The organism is Sorangium sp. So ce131 (assembly GCF_051519095.1).
Taxonomy (GTDB): Bacteria; Myxococcota_A; Polyangia; order Polyangiales; family Polyangiaceae; genus Sorangium.
Genome location: NZ_CP150455.1, coordinates 9,496,249 through 9,514,932, shown reverse-complemented (window position 1 = coordinate 9,514,932; position 18,684 = coordinate 9,496,249). Strand labels below are relative to the sequence as shown.

Genomic DNA, 18,684 nt, shown 5'->3' with positions numbered 1-18,684 from the left:
GTCTCCGCGATGGTGATGTTTGCCGCCGTGCTGGCCTCTGCCGGCCTCGAAGCTGTCCCAGGTCCGCGCACCGGCCGGGCGGGCGGATCCCGCAGGCGCAAGCCATGCTAGGCTGCCGCCGAAGTAGAGCGGGCCCGCTCGGCGCTACCAACGCCGGACGGGCCCTTGATCGACCCCCGCCTTCACCGGAGACCGACCCGTGACCGACGTACCCCCGCGACGGGCGCGCGCCAAGCGCTCGGCTTCGATCCCCACCTCATCCCTCCCTGCACCGGCATCGACCGACCGGCATTTGCGCTCGAGCCGCTCTGGCGGACGCCCCACTCCGGCGGAGGCAGCAGCACCCGTTGCGGGCTCGCCGCGCTCGGCGAGCAGAACGGAGCGTCCGAAGCTGGCCGCCCGCGCCCCCGGCAGTCCAGCAGGAGAAAAGCGCGCCAATGGCTCCGGCTCCGTCCGGCTGCGCAGGAACACGTGGACCGCGCGCCTCACCCTTGGCGAGGCCGGTCGACGCACCTTCAGCCTGCCGACGTGCCGGACTGAGCACGAAGCCAACGCGCGCCTGGAGGTGCTGGCCGACCTCGCCGGCCGCCTGCTCGCAGCCGGCCAGATCGTGCTCGGCCTGCCATTGCTGGAGCAGGCTGCCGCGCGCGAGGGGAACGCGCTCCGTGATGTCCGGCTCGCGATCGACCAGTTGTGCCGAGGCGAAGCGCGGGCCCGCGCAACCGGGGAAACGACCTTCGCCGAGTTCGCGGAGCGGGTTCTATCCGGGAAGCTCGCCGAGCAGTATCCGGATCATGTAAAGGCGATTCGAAGTACCGATGATTATAGAAGGAGACTCGCTCACGTACTTGACGTGCTCGGTCCCGTCCCTCTCGTGCGTTTCACGCTCGACCACGCCGATCACGCGATGTCGTTGCTTCCAGGGCACTTGCAGCCCGGAACGCGTCAAAAGATCGCTCAAATCATCCATCGTATGTTGACACTCGCGACCTATCCGGCGCGCATTATCGCCAGCAACCCCTTGCCGCGGGGGTGGATCCCCAAAACCGATGATGAGAAGGCAAAGGGATACCTCTACCCCGACGAGGACCATCGCCTGATGCGGTGCAAGGCCATCCCCCTGTGCTTCCGGATCTACTACGGCTTCCTCGACCGGGAGGGCATGCGAGCTGATGAGGCCGGCAGGCTCCAATGGTCGGATCTGGACCTCGACCGGGGGGCCGTAGTTCTCGACGAGAACAAGACGGATGATCCCCGGGCCTGGGCACTCTCGCCCGACGTGGTGCGCGCGCTCCGCAAGTGGCGCGAGATCTGCCCGGACAAGGTACGCGTCTTCGTCGGCAAGTGGGGCAACGCCTTGCCGGGGCACAACGGGGCGAAGAACTTCAGAGATCACCTCCGCCGTGCCGGAGTCGATCGGCCAGAGCTGTTCGAGACCACGGATGCGAGGCTGAACATCCGCCTGCATGACACCCGTGCGACCTTCATCACGGTCAAGCTCGCGAACGGCCGCACAGAGACGTGGATCTCTGATCGCACCGGGCATAGTTCGAGCGATCAGATCCACAACTACAAGCGCGCCGCGCGCAAGGTCGCGGAGCTCGCTCTGGGCGACTTCGCCCCCTTAGACGAGGCCATCCCTGAGCTGGCCGGCAAGGGCGGCTCGGTCGGAGGAAGCGGTCGCGCGTCCGAGGAGTCCGAGGAGCCGGACGCGGGCTCGTCGAGCGACGCGGTCTCCCTCGCCTCCGCGCCGTCCGACGGGGCGCTGGCCCTGGGCGACGATGCCGCCCTCCCCGAGGTGGACGCTGTGCCGGCCAAGGGGCGCCGGTTGGGCCCGCGTTGGGCCACACCGGAAGAAGGCCCAGCCGACGACGAGCTAGAACACCCTGAAATCGTTCTGCTTTCCGCCGCTCCCTCGCCACAACCAGGGAAGAAGCCCAAGGACGAATTTGCGGTGGCTCCCCCCGCCGGCGCGGGCGCGCAAGTCGTGTGGACAGGCTGGCCCTAGGACAGCGAACCGAAGAACTCCCGCAGATCGACGGCCAGCGCCATGGGCGTCTCCGTCGCCAGGAAATGCCCGCCGCGCGCCAGCTCGGTCCAGCGCACGATGTGGTGGTCGCGTTCGGCCAGCCGGCGCACGGCCACGTCCTGCGTCAGCGACACGGCCACGGCCATGGGCACGGTGCCGCGCGGCTTGGGCGCCCAGGCGGACGGGTCGTTGAAGGCTTCATAGTACAGGTTGGCCGAGGGGCCGCTGGTGCCGGTGAACCAGTACAGGCTCACGTTGTCCAGCAGCGCGTCCAGGCCCACCGCATCCTCCGGAAGCGCGGCCGCGGGATCGGTCCATTCCTTGAACTTCTCGACGATCCAGGCCAGCTGGCCCACCGGCGAATCGTGCAGCCCGTAGCTGAGCGTCTGCGGCCGCGTGCCCTGGATGTGCGCGAAGCCCATCATCCGGTCGCGGAAGTTCTGCAGCCGGTCCAGGCGCTGCTGCTCCGAGGCCGTCAGGCCTTCCAGCTCGGCGGGGTCGCCGGATGGAACCGTCACCAGCGCATTGCAGTGCAGGCCTCTGACATGCTCGCTGTCGATGCGGCCCAGCTCCACCGCGATGAACGCGCCCACATCGCCGCCTTGCACGCCGTAGCGTGTGTAGCCCAGGCGCTGCATCAGCGCCGCCAACGCACGGGCACAGCGGCCGTGGTTCCAGCCGGCGTCGGCCAGCGGCATCGAGAACCCGTGACCCGGGATCGACGGGATCACCAGGTGGAAAGCCTGCGAGGGGTCGCCGCCGTGGCGGCGCGGGTCGGACAGCGCGTCCACCACGCGGTCGAACTCGGCAAAGCTGCCGGGCCAGCCGTGCAGCAACAACAGGGGCTGCGCGTCCGGCTCGGGCGAGCGCAGGTGCACGAAGTGGATCGTCTGGCCATCGATCCGGGTGGTGAACTGCGGGCGGCTGTTCAGGTGGGCCTCGCAGCGTCGCCAGTCGTACCGGTGCTGCCAGTGCGCGGCCAGCCGCTGCAGGTAGACCACCGGCACGCCCCTCACCCAGTCGCCGCCCGGCAATTGCGCCGGCCAGCGCGTGCGCGCCAGGCGTTCGCGCAGGTCGTCGATGTCGGCTTGCGGAATGTCGATGCGGAAGGGGTGGAGCTCGGAGTCGCGGTGCATGGGGGTCCTCGGGTTGGTCGAACTCGCCGGTGCGAGCCGGCGGCGACACCGTATCCACCGGGGTGGGCCCGGTCTTGGAAGAAAACGACAGGCTCAGGCCTCGACGGACCGTCTGGGCCTCAGCGCCTAGGCCCGGGCCGGGCCGCAGCCCGCACCACTTCGCCGGGCGTCCTGCCCATGATCCGCTTCAGCGAATTGCCCAGGTGCGCCTGGTCGGCGTAGCCGCAGGCGGCAGCCACATCGGCCGGCGCATCGCCATGCATCAGCTGCTGCAGCGCCGCCTGCGCACGGTGGATCTGTGACAGCTGCTTCGCCGTGAGACCGGTGGCGCTCAGGAACCGGCGCTGCACCGAGCGCAGGCTGGTGCCGGCGGAATCGCCTTGCAGGACACGGAACACCACCGGGTCCGCCACCAGCAGGCCGGCCCCGATGAGGCGTGCCACCAGATCGTCGGCGTTCTCGAAGTCGGGCACCTCGAAGGCTTGCGGCCCCAGCAGGAACGAGCGCGGGTTCGCCAGCGGGCGCAGCACGCCCTGGTCCAGCATGCCCATCGCCGGCACCCCCGGCATGAACACGCCTGGCCGGAAGGCGATGCTCAGGTACTCGTCGCCGGTCTCGTAGCCCAGCGTCACCGGGTGCGTGATCAGACCGGTATGCAGCACCTGCAGCCGGCCGCGGTGCTTCATGAACACCAGGTCCCAGCAGCCGTCGGGCAGGGACTGGTCCTGCGTGTCGTCGCCATACGCGACGTGCGTGATCCGCTGCACCAGCGCATGGTCGCTGCCGCGGATGGAGCGCGTGGTCCTCATGGGCAGCTTCCCTTCGTCATGCTGCGCAGTATGGCCGACCCGCGCCGCAAGGGGAATTCCCACGCCGGGCGCGGCGGACGGCTCGGTCCGACCCCAGCTGCAACCGGTTCGGCTGCGGCTTCTCGATGCCCCTCTCCACCTAACTGGCGTCGCTCCTCGATGAGGAGGCCTGTCGTCGCCGGAGGGCGAACGCGGCGAGGACCGCCGTCAGGAGGCCAAGGGTGTCATCCCCGCCGACGCCCGCGACGCGGCAGCCGCAGCCCTCGCCGTCACTGGAGGCGTCGCCACCCCCGCCGGCCGCGCCGGTGCCGCTGCCCATCCCGCCCGAGCCGGTGGTGCCGCCGCCCGCGCCCCCTTCGCCGGAGGGCCCCGGCGGTGGCACCGTCGCGCAGTCGCCGAGCGAATGTTCGAGCGCGCCGAGCGTGAAGCTCCCGCTGCCCGGCCGCCCGCGCGCGCAGTAGTCGTCGGTCACCGCGGCCTCGGCGGGCGCTTCGCCGACGAGCGACGCCACATCCCCTTTGAGGTGCAGGTCGCCGAGACCTGGATCTTCGTACCACGTTTGAAACGTCGCGAGTCCTACCTCGGCCAGGTTGTCACTCTCCTGATGCGTGCCCCCGTCGCGGTCGCGGATCTTGCCCGTGAGCACGTTGCCGCGCGCGACGCCGCTGGTCGTCGCGAAGCGGAAGTCGATCCCGCTCGTCGCGATCAGCGTATTGAAATGAAGCCGCGTGTCCGTCGCGCGGTTCAAATAGATCCCGACGTCCGAGCAGCTCGCGATGATGTTGTTCCGCATCGTTCCGCCGGTGTGCTCGACATCGCAGGGCACGTTGGGGTCGTACGCCGGGGCGCAGTACTGCGCCCCCGTGCCGCCGCCGCCGAACGACAGCCCGATGCGCGTACCGTCCGGCGAGCCGGTGGTGGTGCAGACGACGAGGTTGCGCTCGAAGAGCCCGTCCGAGCCGCCGCTCTTCATGAACGCGGCGTAGCTGACAGCGTCGCCGCCGTCTTTCTGGAAGTCGTGCAGGTAGCTGTCGCGCACGCTCCAGCGCTTGCCGCCGTCGATGTTGATCTTGGTGACGGGATTGCTGGTCCTGCGCGGGTGGGTGTCGAACAGCTCCGATCGCTCGATCAGCCCGTCGTCGGGGGCCGTCCAGACGCCGTCCACCTGCGCGGCGTTGATCTTGAGCTGGGCGTTGAAGTCCCGCACCTTCGAGCGGCGGAGGGTGAAGCGGCTCGCAGCGCCGAACACGTGGAAGGCATGCTCGCAGTCCGAGTCGTCGGCGCAGACGCCGCGGATGTCGAGGTCTTCGAAGTGCCAGCTCGGGCCGCTGACCTTGAAGCCTTCGAGGCCCGACAGCTCGAGGATCGCGCCGAGCGGCTCGGCGGCGCGCACGACGATCGGCGCGGCCTCGGTGCCTGCGGCCGCGCAGGAGACGCCGTCGAAGGCGTAGGTACCCGAGGCGAGGACGATCTCGTCGCCGGCCTTGGCCGCGCCGATCGCGGCGACGAGCTCGTCGGTGGTGCCGACCGGCACGACGGCCGCCGCGACGGGGGCGGCGAGGAGGAGGGAGGTGAGCAGGGCGAGCGGAGCGATGGGCGCGCGGCGTAGCGACATGGCTGCCAGGATGCGCCGGTGCGCTCGTCCGTCAAGACGGCGCGTGCAACGTGTGACGGCCGTGCGCGACCTTCTCCCCAAACGGTCATTCGCCATCCCGCTGCTCCGCGACACTCCCCGCGCAGGCGACCCGGCGCACGCGGCCGAGCAGCTGATGGCCACCCTGTCTTCCAGCAGCTGACCGCGCCGATGGCAGCCGAGTCTCTGCTGCCCGCTCGAGATCCGGGGTCCTTGACGGTGCCTGCCACCTCCAACCGCTACACCGCCCTTGACGCGCCCTTCGCGCCCCGGCGCCCGCGTCGCGCAGGTGATGGCGTCACGAAGCCTCGGCGGCGGCTCAGGGTACCGGATGGGCGCTGGCCATCGAGCGCGTGAGCGAGCCATCATCGCTCGCTTGAGCGAAATCAGTCTTCAGCCATAATGTACAGGAAGCGCTAACACCTGCTCTCCGTAGCTGACCAAGAGCAGCAGCGACACGGTGCAAACCCGCGGAGGCCACATCCCCGCGGCAACAGGCCTTGCGTGCTACCGGCGCGAGCTGGCTCGCCCATCCGGTACCGACGCCGCCACGGCGGCAGGGTGAACGTGGGTCGACCGGCCTCGCCGAGGCTGAGGGCGCGTTTCTCTCCTGCGGACCTGCCGGCTGGCGCGCGCGATGGCCGCGGGCGACCGGTCCGGGCGAACGCTCCGAAGCACAGGCGCCGGTCGCCGCAGGCAGTTGCGCTGGCGCACGCCCTGGACGGTACGACCCACGGCCACCATGCTGATCTCCCATGGATTCCGGTTGACGCCTAATCCTGCCATTAGAAGGATGGGCCGCATCGCTACGTTGTCCGGGGGTTGTGGAGGGGGCAATGAGACGGTGAGAACACTGGCCCGGCGGATCCCATCGGCGGCACTGGCCGCTCTCGTACTTGTTCCGACGCAGGTAGAAGCGACCGAGCTGAGCGCCGGTGTGAGCCTCGGGTGGTTCCAGGCCGGGACCGTTCCGCGCCTCGCGGTGGGTCCGCACGCCGGCATAGCGTGGCCCATCCAGCGAGACATCCTGTTCACGGTGCACGACATGTGCACGATCCTACCCCCGACCCAGGAGGGCGGGCCCGGGGTCTACAACCAGACCTCGGTTGACATCGGGTACGCGTGGGAGGACGGCAACGTCAGCGCGGGGCCGTCGGTCGCGTTCTACGTCGTGCCGGCGTGCGGCATCACCTTGTGCGGCCTCGTCGGTGGCTTGGCCGTAGGCGGCCACGCGCAGACCAACGCGTACGTTGCTGAACCGCTGGGGGTGTCGGTGAGCGTCAACGTGGATTGGGTCGGTCGGGGAAGTCTGGTGCTCCCGGGCTACGTGTCCGTCGTCGTTGTTGCTGGTGCTGTGCTTCGATGGAGTGCCAAATGAACGCGAGAAGATTTGCATTGTTGATCGTGCCCATCGCGATCTGGGCGCTGGCGGCGTGCAACTGGACGATAGGAGACTGCTATCCTGTCGGGGAAGGCACTTCGGGTGTAGGTGCCGGTCCAGGCTCGGAGCCCCGCCCCATCTTCACCTCCGCCGGATCCGGCGACTTCGGGGCGGAGCCGCCGGACGGCCCGCACGACGGCAGCGGGCGCAGGATCGCATGCAACGAGTCGGACCTCGACGACGAAGAGGAGAGACCGAGCGACAGCTCGGAGAGGCCGACAGAGAGCCCAGCGGAACCGCAAGACCCGTGCGCCGGATTCGATGACATGGCCGGAGACGGAGCGACCTTCTTGAGCTGTAGCGGTGCATGCAGCTCGAAGTGTCCGCAGCCTGGAATGGCCCACTTCGTCTACGTAGATTTCGATCCGTCGGACTTTCCGTTTGTCACCATTGTCCAGGATGATGGAACGGATAAGGGCGGAGGGTACCAGCAGGCCAAGGCAAACCTGAAGTTTACGCACAAATTTCCAGGCGGCACCACCGAGTGGCACTGTGCTATCACCATCAAAATGCCGCTCCGGACTGAGGTGATGGGAAAAATCGATCCGCTCCGTGCAGCCAACCTAAGTGAAGAGATCGCGGAGGAGGTCGGACAGCTCATGGACTACAACCTCCCGCCGGGGATCTTTTGCAAAAGATTTGCCGTTCAGGCGGACGCTGCATTCAAGTCCAAGTACCCCCGACTCGGCGCCTCGGTGACGAACCCATGACGATAACTCGCTCCGAGCTGCTCGACGTCGTCTACCGCTTCTACCCGCGGGGTGTGCATAAAATCCAGCGCATCTATGTGCCTCCGGGCGAGCCCGTCTACGAGGACACGGAGGAGCACCGCCGCCTGGTAGAAGCCGCAAACCACGGGCGAGCGCAGTACCCGACGTGGAAAGCGATGATCCGCCGACTGGGGGACCGATATGGCCTTCAAAACGAGTCGCTCAGCCTCGTGGCGGGGGGGAGCGACCCGGCGTACTCGGCCCGCATCTATCGCCCCCGGGACTCGGGGCCTGTTCCCTCGATCAGCGACAGGGCTTCGCTCAGCTTCCACGTGAGCCTTCTCGGGCCCCATTATGGAATCCACAGTAGGGGCGAGCCCGACGAGATACCGGCGGCGGTCGCAAAAGAGATCGAGGCCACGTACCCCGGCTACCAGCCGATCCCACCGGAACTCGGGAACGAGGTGGTGCCGGATGTGGACATGGACGGGTTGATGATGGGCGAGGCGACGATCTATGTGTGCCTCTTCTCGAACGTCTGGACTTGGGTGGATCCCTAGCTACTCCCCTGGGCGACCGCGGTCCACGTGGCCGAGCTCGGGCGCTTCGCCGTCGAGGAGCTCGCGGCGAGTTCGGCGGCGCCCCCTCCGCGGCGGCGTGGCCGTGGCGACACGCGCAGGGGGGAGCTCGCCGGGGTCGACGATGCTGGGCGCGGCTGCGTCCGCCCGTGGCCCCGGCGGACGCCGCGCCGTCGCTCACCAGCCGGATGGTGAGGTAGGGGTACCCATCCCGCGCGACCTGCTGGCCGGTGCTCGCGATGACCTCGATCGCCTCCTCCTCCCCGGCGACCTCCTTCACCACGATCTCAGCGCCGACGTTCCCCGCGGCCGGCGGAAGGCGGACGGTCACCGGGTCGTGCGCGTTGACACAAACGAGCTCGCCCGGTCGGGCCGTGTAGGTGTTTATGACCACAGGGCTGACCAGCCAGGCGCCGGGGTACCGGTCGTCGCGAAGGCCCCCTCCGCTGATCGTCTGATCAAGCGGATCGGACGTTTTGATCGATCCGCGCGGCAGAGTGCGACCGCGGGCTGTCCGGCCAGGAGCCCTAGGGCGCAGCCTCCCCGGAGGGGTTGGACGCGCCGGCAGCGGCGTGGCGGGTTCAGGTGGTGGTGATCGCGGAGCTGCCGCGTGTGCGCGACACGGCGCTCGATGTCTCCGAGCGAGGACCGCGGGACACCGGGGGCTGAGCCCGTGGGCGATGAGCCGCCTCCCCGCTTCCCGCAACCGAAGAGGTTGCCTCGGGTGCAGTCGAAGGGGAAACCCGCCGGGGAGCGGCAAGAGCACCCCCTCCCCCGTGGTCCCCTCTTGGCACATACGGTGCATTAGTGACCACGGCCACAGAGCGCGCCAGCGGCGATCGACCCGCTCCCCACGCTGATGCGAACCACCTTGCTAGACTCGGCTCCTCGCAGGGATCACGAGTGCGCCTGCGCAGGCACGTGGCAGGGTCGATCATGGGACAAGGCACTTCAAGGAAAAAGCCATGAAACATACCTGGTCAGCTGTTTCGGTGACGATCGCAATGGCGATCGCTGCAGAGGGCGGATGCGCAAAGCCCCTGGGAGAGGATGCTCTCGTGGGCGCGGAGAACGCCGCGTCGTCCAGCGGCGTCGGCGGCACAGGCGGCCAGGGCGGCGTCGGCGGCACAGGCGGCCAGGGCGGCGTCGGCGGCACAGGCGGCCAGGGCGGCGTCGGCGGCACAGGCGGTCAGGGCGGCGTCGGGGGTGACATGGGGTCGAGCGGTGTCGCCGGCATGGGCGGTGAGGGCGGCATGCCCACGTGCGACGACGGGACGGGCGGCTCTGGCGGGGCGGGGCCGGTCACCCCGCTGTGGGCGCCCGCGGCCTCGATGAGCCATGCCCGCACATTTCACGCAGCGGTGCTGCTCGGGAGCGGCAAGGTTCTGGTGGTGGGCGGCTTCGATGGCTCGTCCGCGATGAGGAGCGCGGAGCTGTACGATCCGCCTACGAACACCTGGTCGTCGGCTGGCGGAATGAGCCAGCCTCGGAGCTACCCCACCGCGACGCGGCTCGGGGACGGCAGGGTGCTGGTGGCCGGCGGCAACATGACGAGCACGGAGCTGTACGACCCGATGACGAACACCTGGTCGGACGCCGCCGCCACGAGCGAGAGTCTCTTGTATCACACCGCGACGTTGCTCGGGGACGGCAGGGTGCTGGTGGCCGGCGGTACCCTCCATGGAGCGGTGTTCCGGCCGCGCGCAGAGGTGTACGACCCGGCGACGAACACCTGGTCCGATGCCGGCGAGATGCGGCATCTCCGCGCATGGCACACCGCGACGCTGCTCCGGAACGGTAAGGTCCTTGTGGCAGGCGGTTCCGACAACATGAGCACTGTGACGCAAACGGAGCTATACGATCCGGCGACGAACACCTGGTCCGACGCCGGCACGATCCGACTGCTACGTGGCGCGGCCGCCGCGACGCTGCTCGGGAACGGTAAGGTGCTGCTCGCGGGAGGCGAGGGTTACTCAGACTCCGTGCGGAGCGCGGATCTGTATGACCCGGCGACGAACAGGTGGGCAGACGCCGGCGACATGAGCGTGGCTCGCGCATCGTACGCCGCGACGCTGCTGGGGAACGGTACGGTCCTGGTGGCCGGTGGGAAGGGTACGTTGCTAAGGGCCTTGTCGGACGCGGAGCTGTACGACCCGGTAACGGACAGCTGGTCAGCGGCTGCGCCGATGACCCACGCTCGCATGAACCCCACCGCGACGAGGCTCGGTGACGGCCATGTGCTGGTGGCGGGAGGCGATACCGGCAGTGTCGCGCTCTCCAGCGCGGAGCTATATCTCTCCGCACCGCCGCCTTGCATCCACAAGGGTCCTTGAGGGACAAGGATCCTTGAGGGACAGTACCCGACGTGGAAAGCGATGATCCGCCGAGTGGGGGATCGATACGGTCCTCAAAACGAGCCGCTCCGCCTGTTCGCGGGAGGGACTGAGCCGGCCTACTCGGCCCGCGGCGCGGCCGTGGCGATACTCGCCGCGAGGGAGCTCGGGCGGCACGCACCTCGGCGGGGGATCATCTCCTCCATGTAGAAGCGCCGCGCGAGCTCGGGGCCGTCGCCGTCCACCGTCCACCTGGTCGAGCTCGGAGCCGTCCCTGGGACGCCGCGCGCGCCGGAGGTCGTCGGATTTCTGACGGGCTCGTGATCAAGGCGCCGCCGCGCGGGCATTCAAGGGACCGATGTCCGACGTTCGGCGTGGTGGTGCGGAGAGACACAGTGCTTTCGGTGTGGGTGTAATTTTTCGAGGCGTGAGTCGCCCCGCAGGCTGCTTCGTTCAGGCGACCTTTTCGATGCATGGATAAACTGGTGAACTAGCGTCGTTGTTCAGGAGGGCGGAGCGCATAGAAGAACGCCCTGTCAGCCCAGGGCAGGTCCCAAAGGTGAGGCTTGACGTCTCCGAGACGTTCGGACTCCCTTCTCCCCACAGAAGAGAGCGCTGCGCCCTATGCCGGCGGGCCACTCACCACGGTGCAGGCACACATAGATATCTTTCATCGGCGACTCGCCGTACGTCTGCGAGAGCTCGATCGTGCATCTCAATGCTTCGCGTAGAAGGTAAAGACTTCTTTCGTCGCACCGTCGAGGGGCAGCTAGGGAATCGGCTTCGGCCTGCTCCTGGCCCCTGGCGTGGGCGAAGCGGACGACTATCCGCTGCGGCCGCAGGGCTCGCGGCCATCGAAAAGGACGCAGAGAGCTCGTTCGGTGGCGGGCCGTCGAAGCAGCGCACCGGCTGCACGCCCGGCGCATTCCGCAGGAGTCGAGCTCCCGCAAGTGCCGACAAACGTCTACCTGCGCAGCGCGCGGACGCCACGAGATAGGACAGAATTGACTTGAAGACGACCGGCAAAGTGAGGAATAACCCCGCCGGCACTCGCGGGTCGGGCCCTCGGCCGCCATCCCATCGCCCGACCCTGGCGGGATCCTGCTTCACGACCCCCTCACGAGGAGCGCTCAACATGCGTCTACGCACTGCACGTCCCACGATCTCTTTGGCCTTGTTCGCAGCGCTGCCTTGGGCGCTCGCCGCCTGCGGTACCGGAGACGGATCGGATCCTGGCGGTTCAGGAGGAAGCCATGCCGTCGGCACGGGGAGCGGCAGCGGCACCGGAGGGGCGCCGACGGGCACTGGTGGAGCGCCCTCTTCGGGCGGTTCCCCGACCGGGACGGGCGGCGACGTGGGGACGGGCGACGCCAGCACCGGGGGTGGGGGCCCGGCCGGAACGGGCGGAGCGACGGGGACCGGTGGTACCGACGGCAGCGGCGGCAGCGGCAACGCCGAGCGCGCCGAGTGGGGCCAGGTGGAGAACCCTGGGGCCGGATGCACCGTCGGACCGATGCCGAGCGCCGCTTCGCTCACGGCGAACGCGAAGCTGCCGGACCCCTTCAAGAAGATGGATGGCAGCCGCATCTCCGACAAGAGCGAGTGGGCCTGCCGGCGCGAGGAGATCCTCCAGCAAGCCTACAAGTTCATCTACGGCGACAAGCCCGTCCCGGCAGAGGGAACCGTGTCCGGCACCGTGAGCGACAGCAGGATCACGGTCCAGGTCAACGATGGCGGCGGCAGCACCTCGTTCAACCTCACCGTGAACATGAACGGGGCGACGGCGCCCGCCCCGGCCATCATCGGCTACGGGGGCCTGAGCGGCATGCCAGTTCCGAGCGGCGTCGCGACGATCACCTTCACCGCGGTCGAGTCGACGGGCGGCAGCGGCGCGAAGAACGGGCCGTTCTACAGCGTGTACGGCTCGGACCACCCCGCGGGGTACCTCACGGCACAGGCCTGGCAGATCAGCCGCGTCCTCGACGTCCTGGAGCAGAACCCCGGCGTCATCGATCCGCGCCGGGTGGGTGTGACGGGCTGCTCACGCTGGGGCAAGGGCGCCTTCGTCGCCGGCGCGCTCGACAACCGCATCGCCTTGACCATCCCGGTGGAGTCGGGTCTCGGGGGCACCGTCGGCCTGCGCCTCGTCGAGGTGCTCGACAGCTACAGCGGCGCCGAGTGGCCCTATCATGGCATCAGCTACGTCCGCTGGCTCTCGGAGGTGGCGCTCGGCCAGTTCACCACGGGCAACAGCGCTGGGGCCGACAACACGAACAAGCTGCCCGTCGACATGCACGAGATGATGGGCCTCATCGCTCCACGCGGCCTCTACATCGTGGACAACCCGAGCACCATGTACAACGGGCTCGATCGGAACTCGGCGTGGGTCACCGCCAACGTCGGCAAGATGATCTTCGAGGCGCTCGGCGTCGGAGACAACATGGCCTACACGGGCGCAGGCGGGAGCCACTGCAGCTGGCGCTCGCAGTACACTGCATCGCTCAACGCCATGGTCGACAAGTTCCTGAAGGGCAACGCCGCCACGGAGACCGGCAATTTCGCGACGGACCTGCCCAACCGGCCCAACCACCTGGACCACATCGACTGGACACCGCCGACGCTCACCGGCGAGCTTTGATCCAGCGCGGAGGCAGCGCATGAATCATCACTCGTTCCGCTCTCTCGGGGTCGCCCTGGCCCTGACGCTGGGCGCTTGCGGCCCTGGCCAAGACGGTGACGCCACGGGCGGCACCGGAGGTGGTGGAGCCTCGGGCGGCGCGGTGGGCTCGGGCGGCCTGAGCCCCTCGGGAGGCGCCGGCGGCGCGCCGCACGAGACCGGCGGCGCCTCATCGGGCGGCGGCGCGACGCCGACCGGCGGGGCGGGGGCGAGCGGCGGCACCTCCAGCGGCGGTGGATCCCCGGGGTCGGGCGGCGCTCCGGGGGGCGACTGCACGCGCGAGCTCCTGGATGGCCTGCTGGACGACTACTTCGCCGCCCTCGCCGCCGGGGATCCTTCCAGCCTACCCCTGGCAGAAGGCGTGAAGTTCACCGAAAACGCCGTGCAGGCCGGGATCGGCACGACGGACTTCTGGAGGAACGCCGGCGAGGTGAAGCACTCGCAGCGCGCCCTGGATACCGAGGCGTGCAGCGCCGGCGCTCAGGCGGTGATCCCGGAAGGCGGGATGGATCTGCCCGTCGCCCTCCGCATCAAGGTGGAAGGTTCGGAGATGACGGAGATCGAGACGATCGTCGTCCGCCCGGGCGACTACACGGCATCTTTCGCAGTCGCCTCGGATCCTGCCGCGATCATCGCCATCTCGGACGACATCGGCTGGCACGACGAGGTCCCGGAGGCCGAGCGGGCCACCCGGGAAGAGCTGACGAGCTGGATCGACAAGTACTTCCGCGCGTTCCCCGCCGGCGTCTGCGACGTCACGGGAGCCTGCAGGCGCCTGGAGAACGGGGGCGGCAACTTTTCTTGCCGCACCGGAGCCTCCTGCAGCGCCGGCGATCCGGGGCCCGGCGGCACCTTCATCCCGCGCGTCATCCTGGCCGACGAGGTGCGCGGCATCGCCGTCGGTCTCACCCTCTTCGACTTCATGACGGACGGGCACCTGGACATGCATATGATCAAGATGTCCGGCGGTGAGGTGCACGCCGTCCACGCCATCCTGCGCGACACGAACGGCGTGTCCGGCTGGGAGTGACGGCGACCTCCCTCGCCGCTCGCGTCGAACCGCCGCCTGGTGGATCCTGAAGCTCTGAAGAGCCGAATGTCTTTTGTCGATTAGGCTCAGTGCGTCAAGCGCGCCATCGTCGGCGACGCCAGCTCAAGGGGTGCTCGGACATGCGTCGAGTTCAGAATCGCGTTTTCGCGGTCGCGTCGATCTCTCTGGGACTGCTCGCGGCCGTGCCGGTGCACGCGGCGTCCGTGGTGATGGTGAACCGGGCGACGTGGGGAGCCAGCGGCGTACCGGATTACGTCAACATGCACATCTACGTCCCGGATCAGCTGGCGGAGAACCCACCCATCGTGGTGGCCTGCCACTCCTGCAGCACTCCGGTGAGCGGGTTCTTCAACAGCATCTCGGGTATCCGCGAGGGGGCCGACCGGAACGGCTTCATCATCATCCTTCCGGAGGCCGCCGGCCGAAACTGCTGGGACGTCGGCACGACGAGATCCCTGACCCATGACGGCGGCGGCGACACGCAGGCCATCGCTCAGATGGTGAAGTACACGCTCGCGGAGTACAGCGGCGACCCGAAGCGGGTCTACGCGATGGGCGGCTCCTCCGGAGCGATGATGACGCAAGCCCTGCTCGCGGTGTACCCGGACATCTTCAGGGCTGGAGCGGCGAGGGCAGGGGTGCCGGCGGGGTGCTGGGCGGACGGCTTCGACCAGAGCAACCAGTGGAGCGGCAACTGCGCGGCGGGCAGGACGAGCAAGACGGCGCAGGCGTGGGGAGACCAGGTTCGTGCGATGTACCCTGGTTATACGGGGCGTCGCCCGCGCCTTCAGATCTTCCACGGCACGGCGGATGCGACGATCAACTACAACAATTACGGCGAGGCGATCAAGGAGTGGACGAACGTCCTCGGGTTGAGCGAGACCCCGACCTCGACCGACAACACGACCACCGCGAACGGGACCACCTATGACCGCCAGTTCTGGAAGCACGAATGTGGCTACACCGTGTTCGAGGCCTGGTCAGGGAGAAACGGCGCGCACTCCATGCCGTACGAGCACGACGCCATCCTCGCGTTCTTCGGTCTCGACAGGGCCGGTGCTACCGATCCAGAGATCGATTGTTCGGGTCCAGACGGCAGCGGCGGCATGGGCGGCTCGGGCGGCGGCGCCGGGGGTGATCAGAACGTCGGCAGCGCCGGACCTGCTGCCGGGAGCGGTGGCATCGCGGGGGAGGGCGGAAGCCCCGGCGGCGGCGCGACGGGCGGCAGCGCCCCGAGCGGCACTGCGGGCGGCGCCGACCCGGGCGCGGGCCCGGATTCCTCCTCTGAGTCGGGCGGATGTGCCTGTGTCGTCGGCAATGCGAAGCCGAAGAGCTCCTACGCAGCGGCCGTCGCCCTGGGCCTCGCGCTGTTGACGTTCCGTCGCCGGAAATGATAGGTGCTGACACGTTGCCTTGTCGGCGCATGGCTCATGCGCACGGCAGCGTAGGACGAAATTAACAGTCAAGGAAGAGGTGCCAGTCATCGCCAGGAAAGGCGAGCCGGCTGCCGAATATTCCACCAGCACAATCCGCGGCCCACGCATCGAAGGTCTCTCGGGGCACGGCACGTCCGCCGGCGCAGGGCTCGCGTCGGCTTCTTCGTCGGCATCACAGGAGAGGGTCATGCGTCAGAAAATCAAAAGCGTATTCATCAGGGTACTTCCGGCGGCCATTCTCGTTCCGGCAGCGCTGCTGGCTGGTGGCGCCTCCGCCCAGCAGCAACTTACCGCGCCCACCGGGTTGGACTCACGGCTCATCGCGGCTTGCGCTTGGCAGGCGAGCTGGGCCACGGTGTCCGGCGCCACTCATTACGTGGTCCGCGATACGGCGGGAACGGAACAGGCGACGGCGAACACGGTCGCATACGTCTCGTGTCCGTGGGGAAACCCCGAGGCCAACAAGCCGAAGTGGGTCAAGGCATGTGACGCCGTCACGTGCAGCTCTCGGTCGTACTTCTGAGCTCGACCGCGCCGACGCGGACGCCTTCGTTCACGTCGGGTAAACGGCCGCCGCCGCGGGCACGCCCGCCGCCTACAAGCGCGGCGACAACGTGTCGGCCGTGCTCTTCCGCAGCTCGCGCGATGGCCGCATCCGGGAGCTCGCGCTCACCAGCTCGGGCTGGGAGGACTGGGACCTGACGGTGAGCTCGGGCTGACGAGGCGAGCCGGGGCGGCGCGGCGCTTCGCGGTGGCCGGCGCGCGCGCCTCGCCTCGCCGCGGGCGCGGCTCCCCTTCCGTGTGGTAGGGTGCGCGCCGTCTCTCTCGAGAGGAGGATCTCTGCCATGGCACGCACCCCGTCCACGATGCTCGAGCTCGGCACCCCGGCGCCCGACTTCAGGCTTCCGGATTTCAACGGAGAGCAGGTGGCGCTGTCGGACTTCACGAAGCAGCCGGCGCTCCTCGTGATGTTCATCTGCAATCATTGCCCGTTCGTCAAGCACGTCCGCCACGAGCTCGCGAAGCTCCGGCGCGACTACCGGCCCGAGGACGTGGCGATCGTGGCCATCAACCCGAACGACGTCGCCGCCTATCCCGCGGACAACGCCGAGGCGATGGCGAGGGAGGCGCGCGAGGTCGGCTATACGTTCCCGTATCTGCTCGACGAGACCCAGGAGGTCGCCAAGGCCTACCAGGCGGCCTGCACGCCGGACTTCTACCTCTTCGGGCCCGACCGCCGGCTGGTCTACCGCGGTCAGCTCGACGACAGCCGCCCGGGCAACAACGTCCCGGTGACGGGGCGCGACCTCCGCGCCGCCGTCGACGCGGTGCTCAAGAAGGCGCCCGCCCCCTCGGATCAGCGGCCGAGCATCGGCTGCAACATCAAGTGGAAGCCCGGCAACGAGCCGGGGTATTACGGGCGGATTCCTTAATCAATTCAACGGGTACGCGGCGAGGTCTCCCCCTGTCGGGCAGAACTCCGGGCAGAATGAGCGCCGGAGGCAGCGGGGAGGAAGACCTCGGACCGGAGCCACTCGACCGACTCCGCCTCGCGGACGTAGCCCATCGTGGTGGCCATCTGCTCATGGCCCGCCCTGTGCATAATGTGCATGGGCTCGCCTCCTCGGATCGCCATCCAGGTGATGCCCGTCGCGGAGATCGTGTCACGTCAGGCGCTTCCTGGTCGCGTCTTCAACGAAGAGCTCCGCGCGGTCGACGCCGGCGCGCTGTAGGTACTTCCTGAGCTTCCCAGGGAGCGAGTGCACCGGCGGCACGGCGACGAGCCGGACGGCGCCCACTGCTCGCGCGTCGGCGACGAGCACCTCGAGCAGCTCCTGCTCGATCGCGAAACGCCGCGGCATGTTCGTCTTCACCTCCTTGATGCCGCCTCGCTTCCTATCGATCGCACGGTGGACGTGCAGCACGCGATGCCGGAGGTCGACATTCTCCACGTGCCGCTCGACGCGGCGCTGCCCTACCTGATTCGGTGGGCGAAACCCAAGGCACCGGAGGTCGAGCAGCGGATCCCGCTGCGCGCGCGGAAGGAAGCCGCGGCGATCTTGCCGCTCATGCTGAAGCCGGAGCCGGACGTCGCGACCCTCACCCTGGCCGGCCCGGCCGGGACCGGGAACACCTCGCTCGCGATCGTGCTGCTCCGCCACGTGTTCGCCATGGCGCTCGGGGGGCTGCTCGACTCGTGCATCGTCCAGATCGCGTGCGGCGCGAAGTACGTGTCGGCCTGGGATCTCTCGGGCGAGGGCGGGGAGAAGGGCGCACCGGAGGCCGTGTTCAAGGCGGTCGCGGACGCGCCGCTCGTCGTCCTCGACGACTTCGGCGCCGAGCGCCACGGCGTCGAGACGGTCTTCAAGGACCTCACCTCGAAGCTCATCTCGGTCCGGTTCCACCGCGGGGGCAGTCCGCCGCTCCCGACGTGGGTCACGACTGGGCTCGACGAGCAGGCCGCCGGGCGCCTCTACGGGGTCGGTGTGGCGCGCCGAGTCTTGTCCGACAATGGCGCCCTCGTGCGCGTCGTGCGCTTCCCGCCGAAGCAGACCGCGAGGGCAGCGTGATAGAGCAAAGCAAGAAGAGTGGAAGCTGGTCGGGATGACGCCGCCGCCCGTGTACGCATGGGCAAGGTTCGAGCACCCGGAGCTGCGCGCCCTCGTGGCGAACGGCGCGGCCGTCGACCTGGCGCAGGCGAGCCTGGCGGCTCCTGTGGTGACGCTGACGGGCGAGACAGGGAGCGGCAAGACGAGCCTCGGCGTCGCGATGACGAGGGCAGCGCCGAACCCTGTCGGGCGAGTACTCGTGCGGCGATATACCCACGAGCGGCACGTCAATCCGTGGTCAG

At 68.8% G+C, this 18,684-nt stretch carries 15 protein-coding genes; 11 read left to right on the top strand and 4 right to left on the bottom strand.

Annotated features, from left to right (window positions below; translation table 11 throughout):
• Positions 1 to 199: 199 nt before the first annotated feature.
• Positions 200 to 2,008: a tyrosine-type recombinase/integrase gene (locus WMF43_RS34470; protein ID WP_437671175.1), complete on the top strand. Its 1,809-nt coding sequence runs from the start codon at positions 200 to 202 to the stop codon at positions 2,006 to 2,008.
• On the opposite strand, the gene WMF43_RS34465 is transcribed toward WMF43_RS34470, so the two are convergent.
• The 3 genes from WMF43_RS34465 to WMF43_RS34455 all read right to left on the bottom strand — a co-directional run bounded on the left by WMF43_RS34465 (position 2,005) and on the right by WMF43_RS34455 (position 5,589).
• Positions 2,005 to 3,165, bottom strand: a complete 1,161-nt coding sequence (locus WMF43_RS34465) for an epoxide hydrolase family protein (RefSeq protein ID WP_437671174.1) — start codon at positions 3,163 to 3,165, stop codon at positions 2,005 to 2,007. The genes WMF43_RS34470 and WMF43_RS34465 overlap by 4 nt on opposite strands.
• 119 nt (positions 3,166 to 3,284) lie before the next feature.
• Positions 3,285 to 3,974 (bottom strand): helix-turn-helix domain-containing protein, encoded by a 690-nt coding sequence (locus WMF43_RS34460; RefSeq protein ID WP_437671173.1) that lies wholly within the window; start codon positions 3,972 to 3,974, stop codon positions 3,285 to 3,287.
• 139 nt (positions 3,975 to 4,113) lie between these two features.
• The gene (locus tag WMF43_RS34455; RefSeq protein WP_437671172.1) at positions 4,114 to 5,589 is read right to left on the bottom strand and encodes an MYXO-CTERM sorting domain-containing protein; all 1,476 of its coding nucleotides are present in this window, start codon (positions 5,587 to 5,589) and stop codon (positions 4,114 to 4,116) included.
• Between the two features lie 862 nt (positions 5,590 to 6,451).
• On the opposite strand from WMF43_RS34455, the gene WMF43_RS34450 reads away from it, so the two are divergent.
• From WMF43_RS34450 to WMF43_RS34410, 9 genes are all read left to right on the top strand, one after another.
• Positions 6,452 to 6,985, top strand: a complete 534-nt coding sequence (locus WMF43_RS34450) for a hypothetical protein (protein ID WP_437671171.1) — start codon at positions 6,452 to 6,454, stop codon at positions 6,983 to 6,985.
• Positions 6,982 to 7,758 carry a hypothetical protein gene (locus WMF43_RS34445; protein ID WP_437671170.1) on the top strand — a complete coding sequence of 259 codons (777 nt, stop codon included), beginning with the start codon at positions 6,982 to 6,984 and terminating at the stop codon, positions 7,756 to 7,758. The genes WMF43_RS34450 and WMF43_RS34445 overlap by 4 nt, the downstream gene beginning before the upstream one ends.
• On the top strand, positions 7,755 to 8,318 hold the full coding sequence (locus WMF43_RS34440) for a hypothetical protein (protein WP_437671169.1): 564 nt from the start codon (positions 7,755 to 7,757) through the stop codon (positions 8,316 to 8,318). The genes WMF43_RS34445 and WMF43_RS34440 overlap by 4 nt, the downstream gene beginning before the upstream one ends.
• A gap of 983 nt (positions 8,319 to 9,301) precedes the next feature.
• Positions 9,302 to 10,669 (top strand): Kelch repeat-containing protein, encoded by a 1,368-nt coding sequence (locus WMF43_RS34435; RefSeq protein WP_437671168.1) that lies wholly within the window; start codon positions 9,302 to 9,304, stop codon positions 10,667 to 10,669.
• A 1,354-nt stretch (positions 10,670 to 12,023) separates the two neighbouring features.
• Positions 12,024 to 13,307, top strand: a complete 1,284-nt coding sequence (locus WMF43_RS34430) for a glucuronyl esterase domain-containing protein (RefSeq protein WP_437671167.1) — start codon at positions 12,024 to 12,026, stop codon at positions 13,305 to 13,307.
• Positions 13,308 to 13,326: 19 nt separating this feature from the next.
• On the top strand, positions 13,327 to 14,376 hold the full coding sequence (locus WMF43_RS34425; RefSeq protein ID WP_437671166.1) for a hypothetical protein: 1,050 nt from the start codon (positions 13,327 to 13,329) through the stop codon (positions 14,374 to 14,376).
• A gap of 140 nt (positions 14,377 to 14,516) precedes the next feature.
• Complete coding sequence (locus tag WMF43_RS34420) at positions 14,517 to 15,791, top strand: extracellular catalytic domain type 1 short-chain-length polyhydroxyalkanoate depolymerase (RefSeq protein ID WP_437671165.1); 1,275 nt, start codon at positions 14,517 to 14,519, stop codon at positions 15,789 to 15,791.
• 229 nt (positions 15,792 to 16,020) lie between these two features.
• Positions 16,021 to 16,356: a hypothetical protein gene (locus WMF43_RS34415; RefSeq protein WP_437671164.1), complete on the top strand. Its 336-nt coding sequence runs from the start codon at positions 16,021 to 16,023 to the stop codon at positions 16,354 to 16,356.
• A 322-nt stretch (positions 16,357 to 16,678) separates the two neighbouring features.
• Entirely contained in the window at positions 16,679 to 17,266 is a 588-nt protein-coding gene (locus tag WMF43_RS34410; protein WP_437671163.1) for a thioredoxin family protein, read from the top strand.
• A 231-nt stretch (positions 17,267 to 17,497) separates the two neighbouring features.
• On the opposite strand, the gene WMF43_RS34405 is transcribed toward WMF43_RS34410, so the two are convergent.
• Positions 17,498 to 17,695 carry a hypothetical protein gene (locus WMF43_RS34405; protein ID WP_437671162.1) on the bottom strand — a complete coding sequence of 66 codons (198 nt, stop codon included), beginning with the start codon at positions 17,693 to 17,695 and terminating at the stop codon, positions 17,498 to 17,500.
• A 48-nt stretch (positions 17,696 to 17,743) separates the two neighbouring features.
• On the opposite strand from WMF43_RS34405, the gene WMF43_RS34400 reads away from it, so the two are divergent.
• Complete coding sequence (locus WMF43_RS34400; protein ID WP_437671161.1) at positions 17,744 to 18,403, top strand: hypothetical protein; 660 nt, start codon at positions 17,744 to 17,746, stop codon at positions 18,401 to 18,403.
• Positions 18,404 to 18,684: the final 281 nt, after the last annotated feature.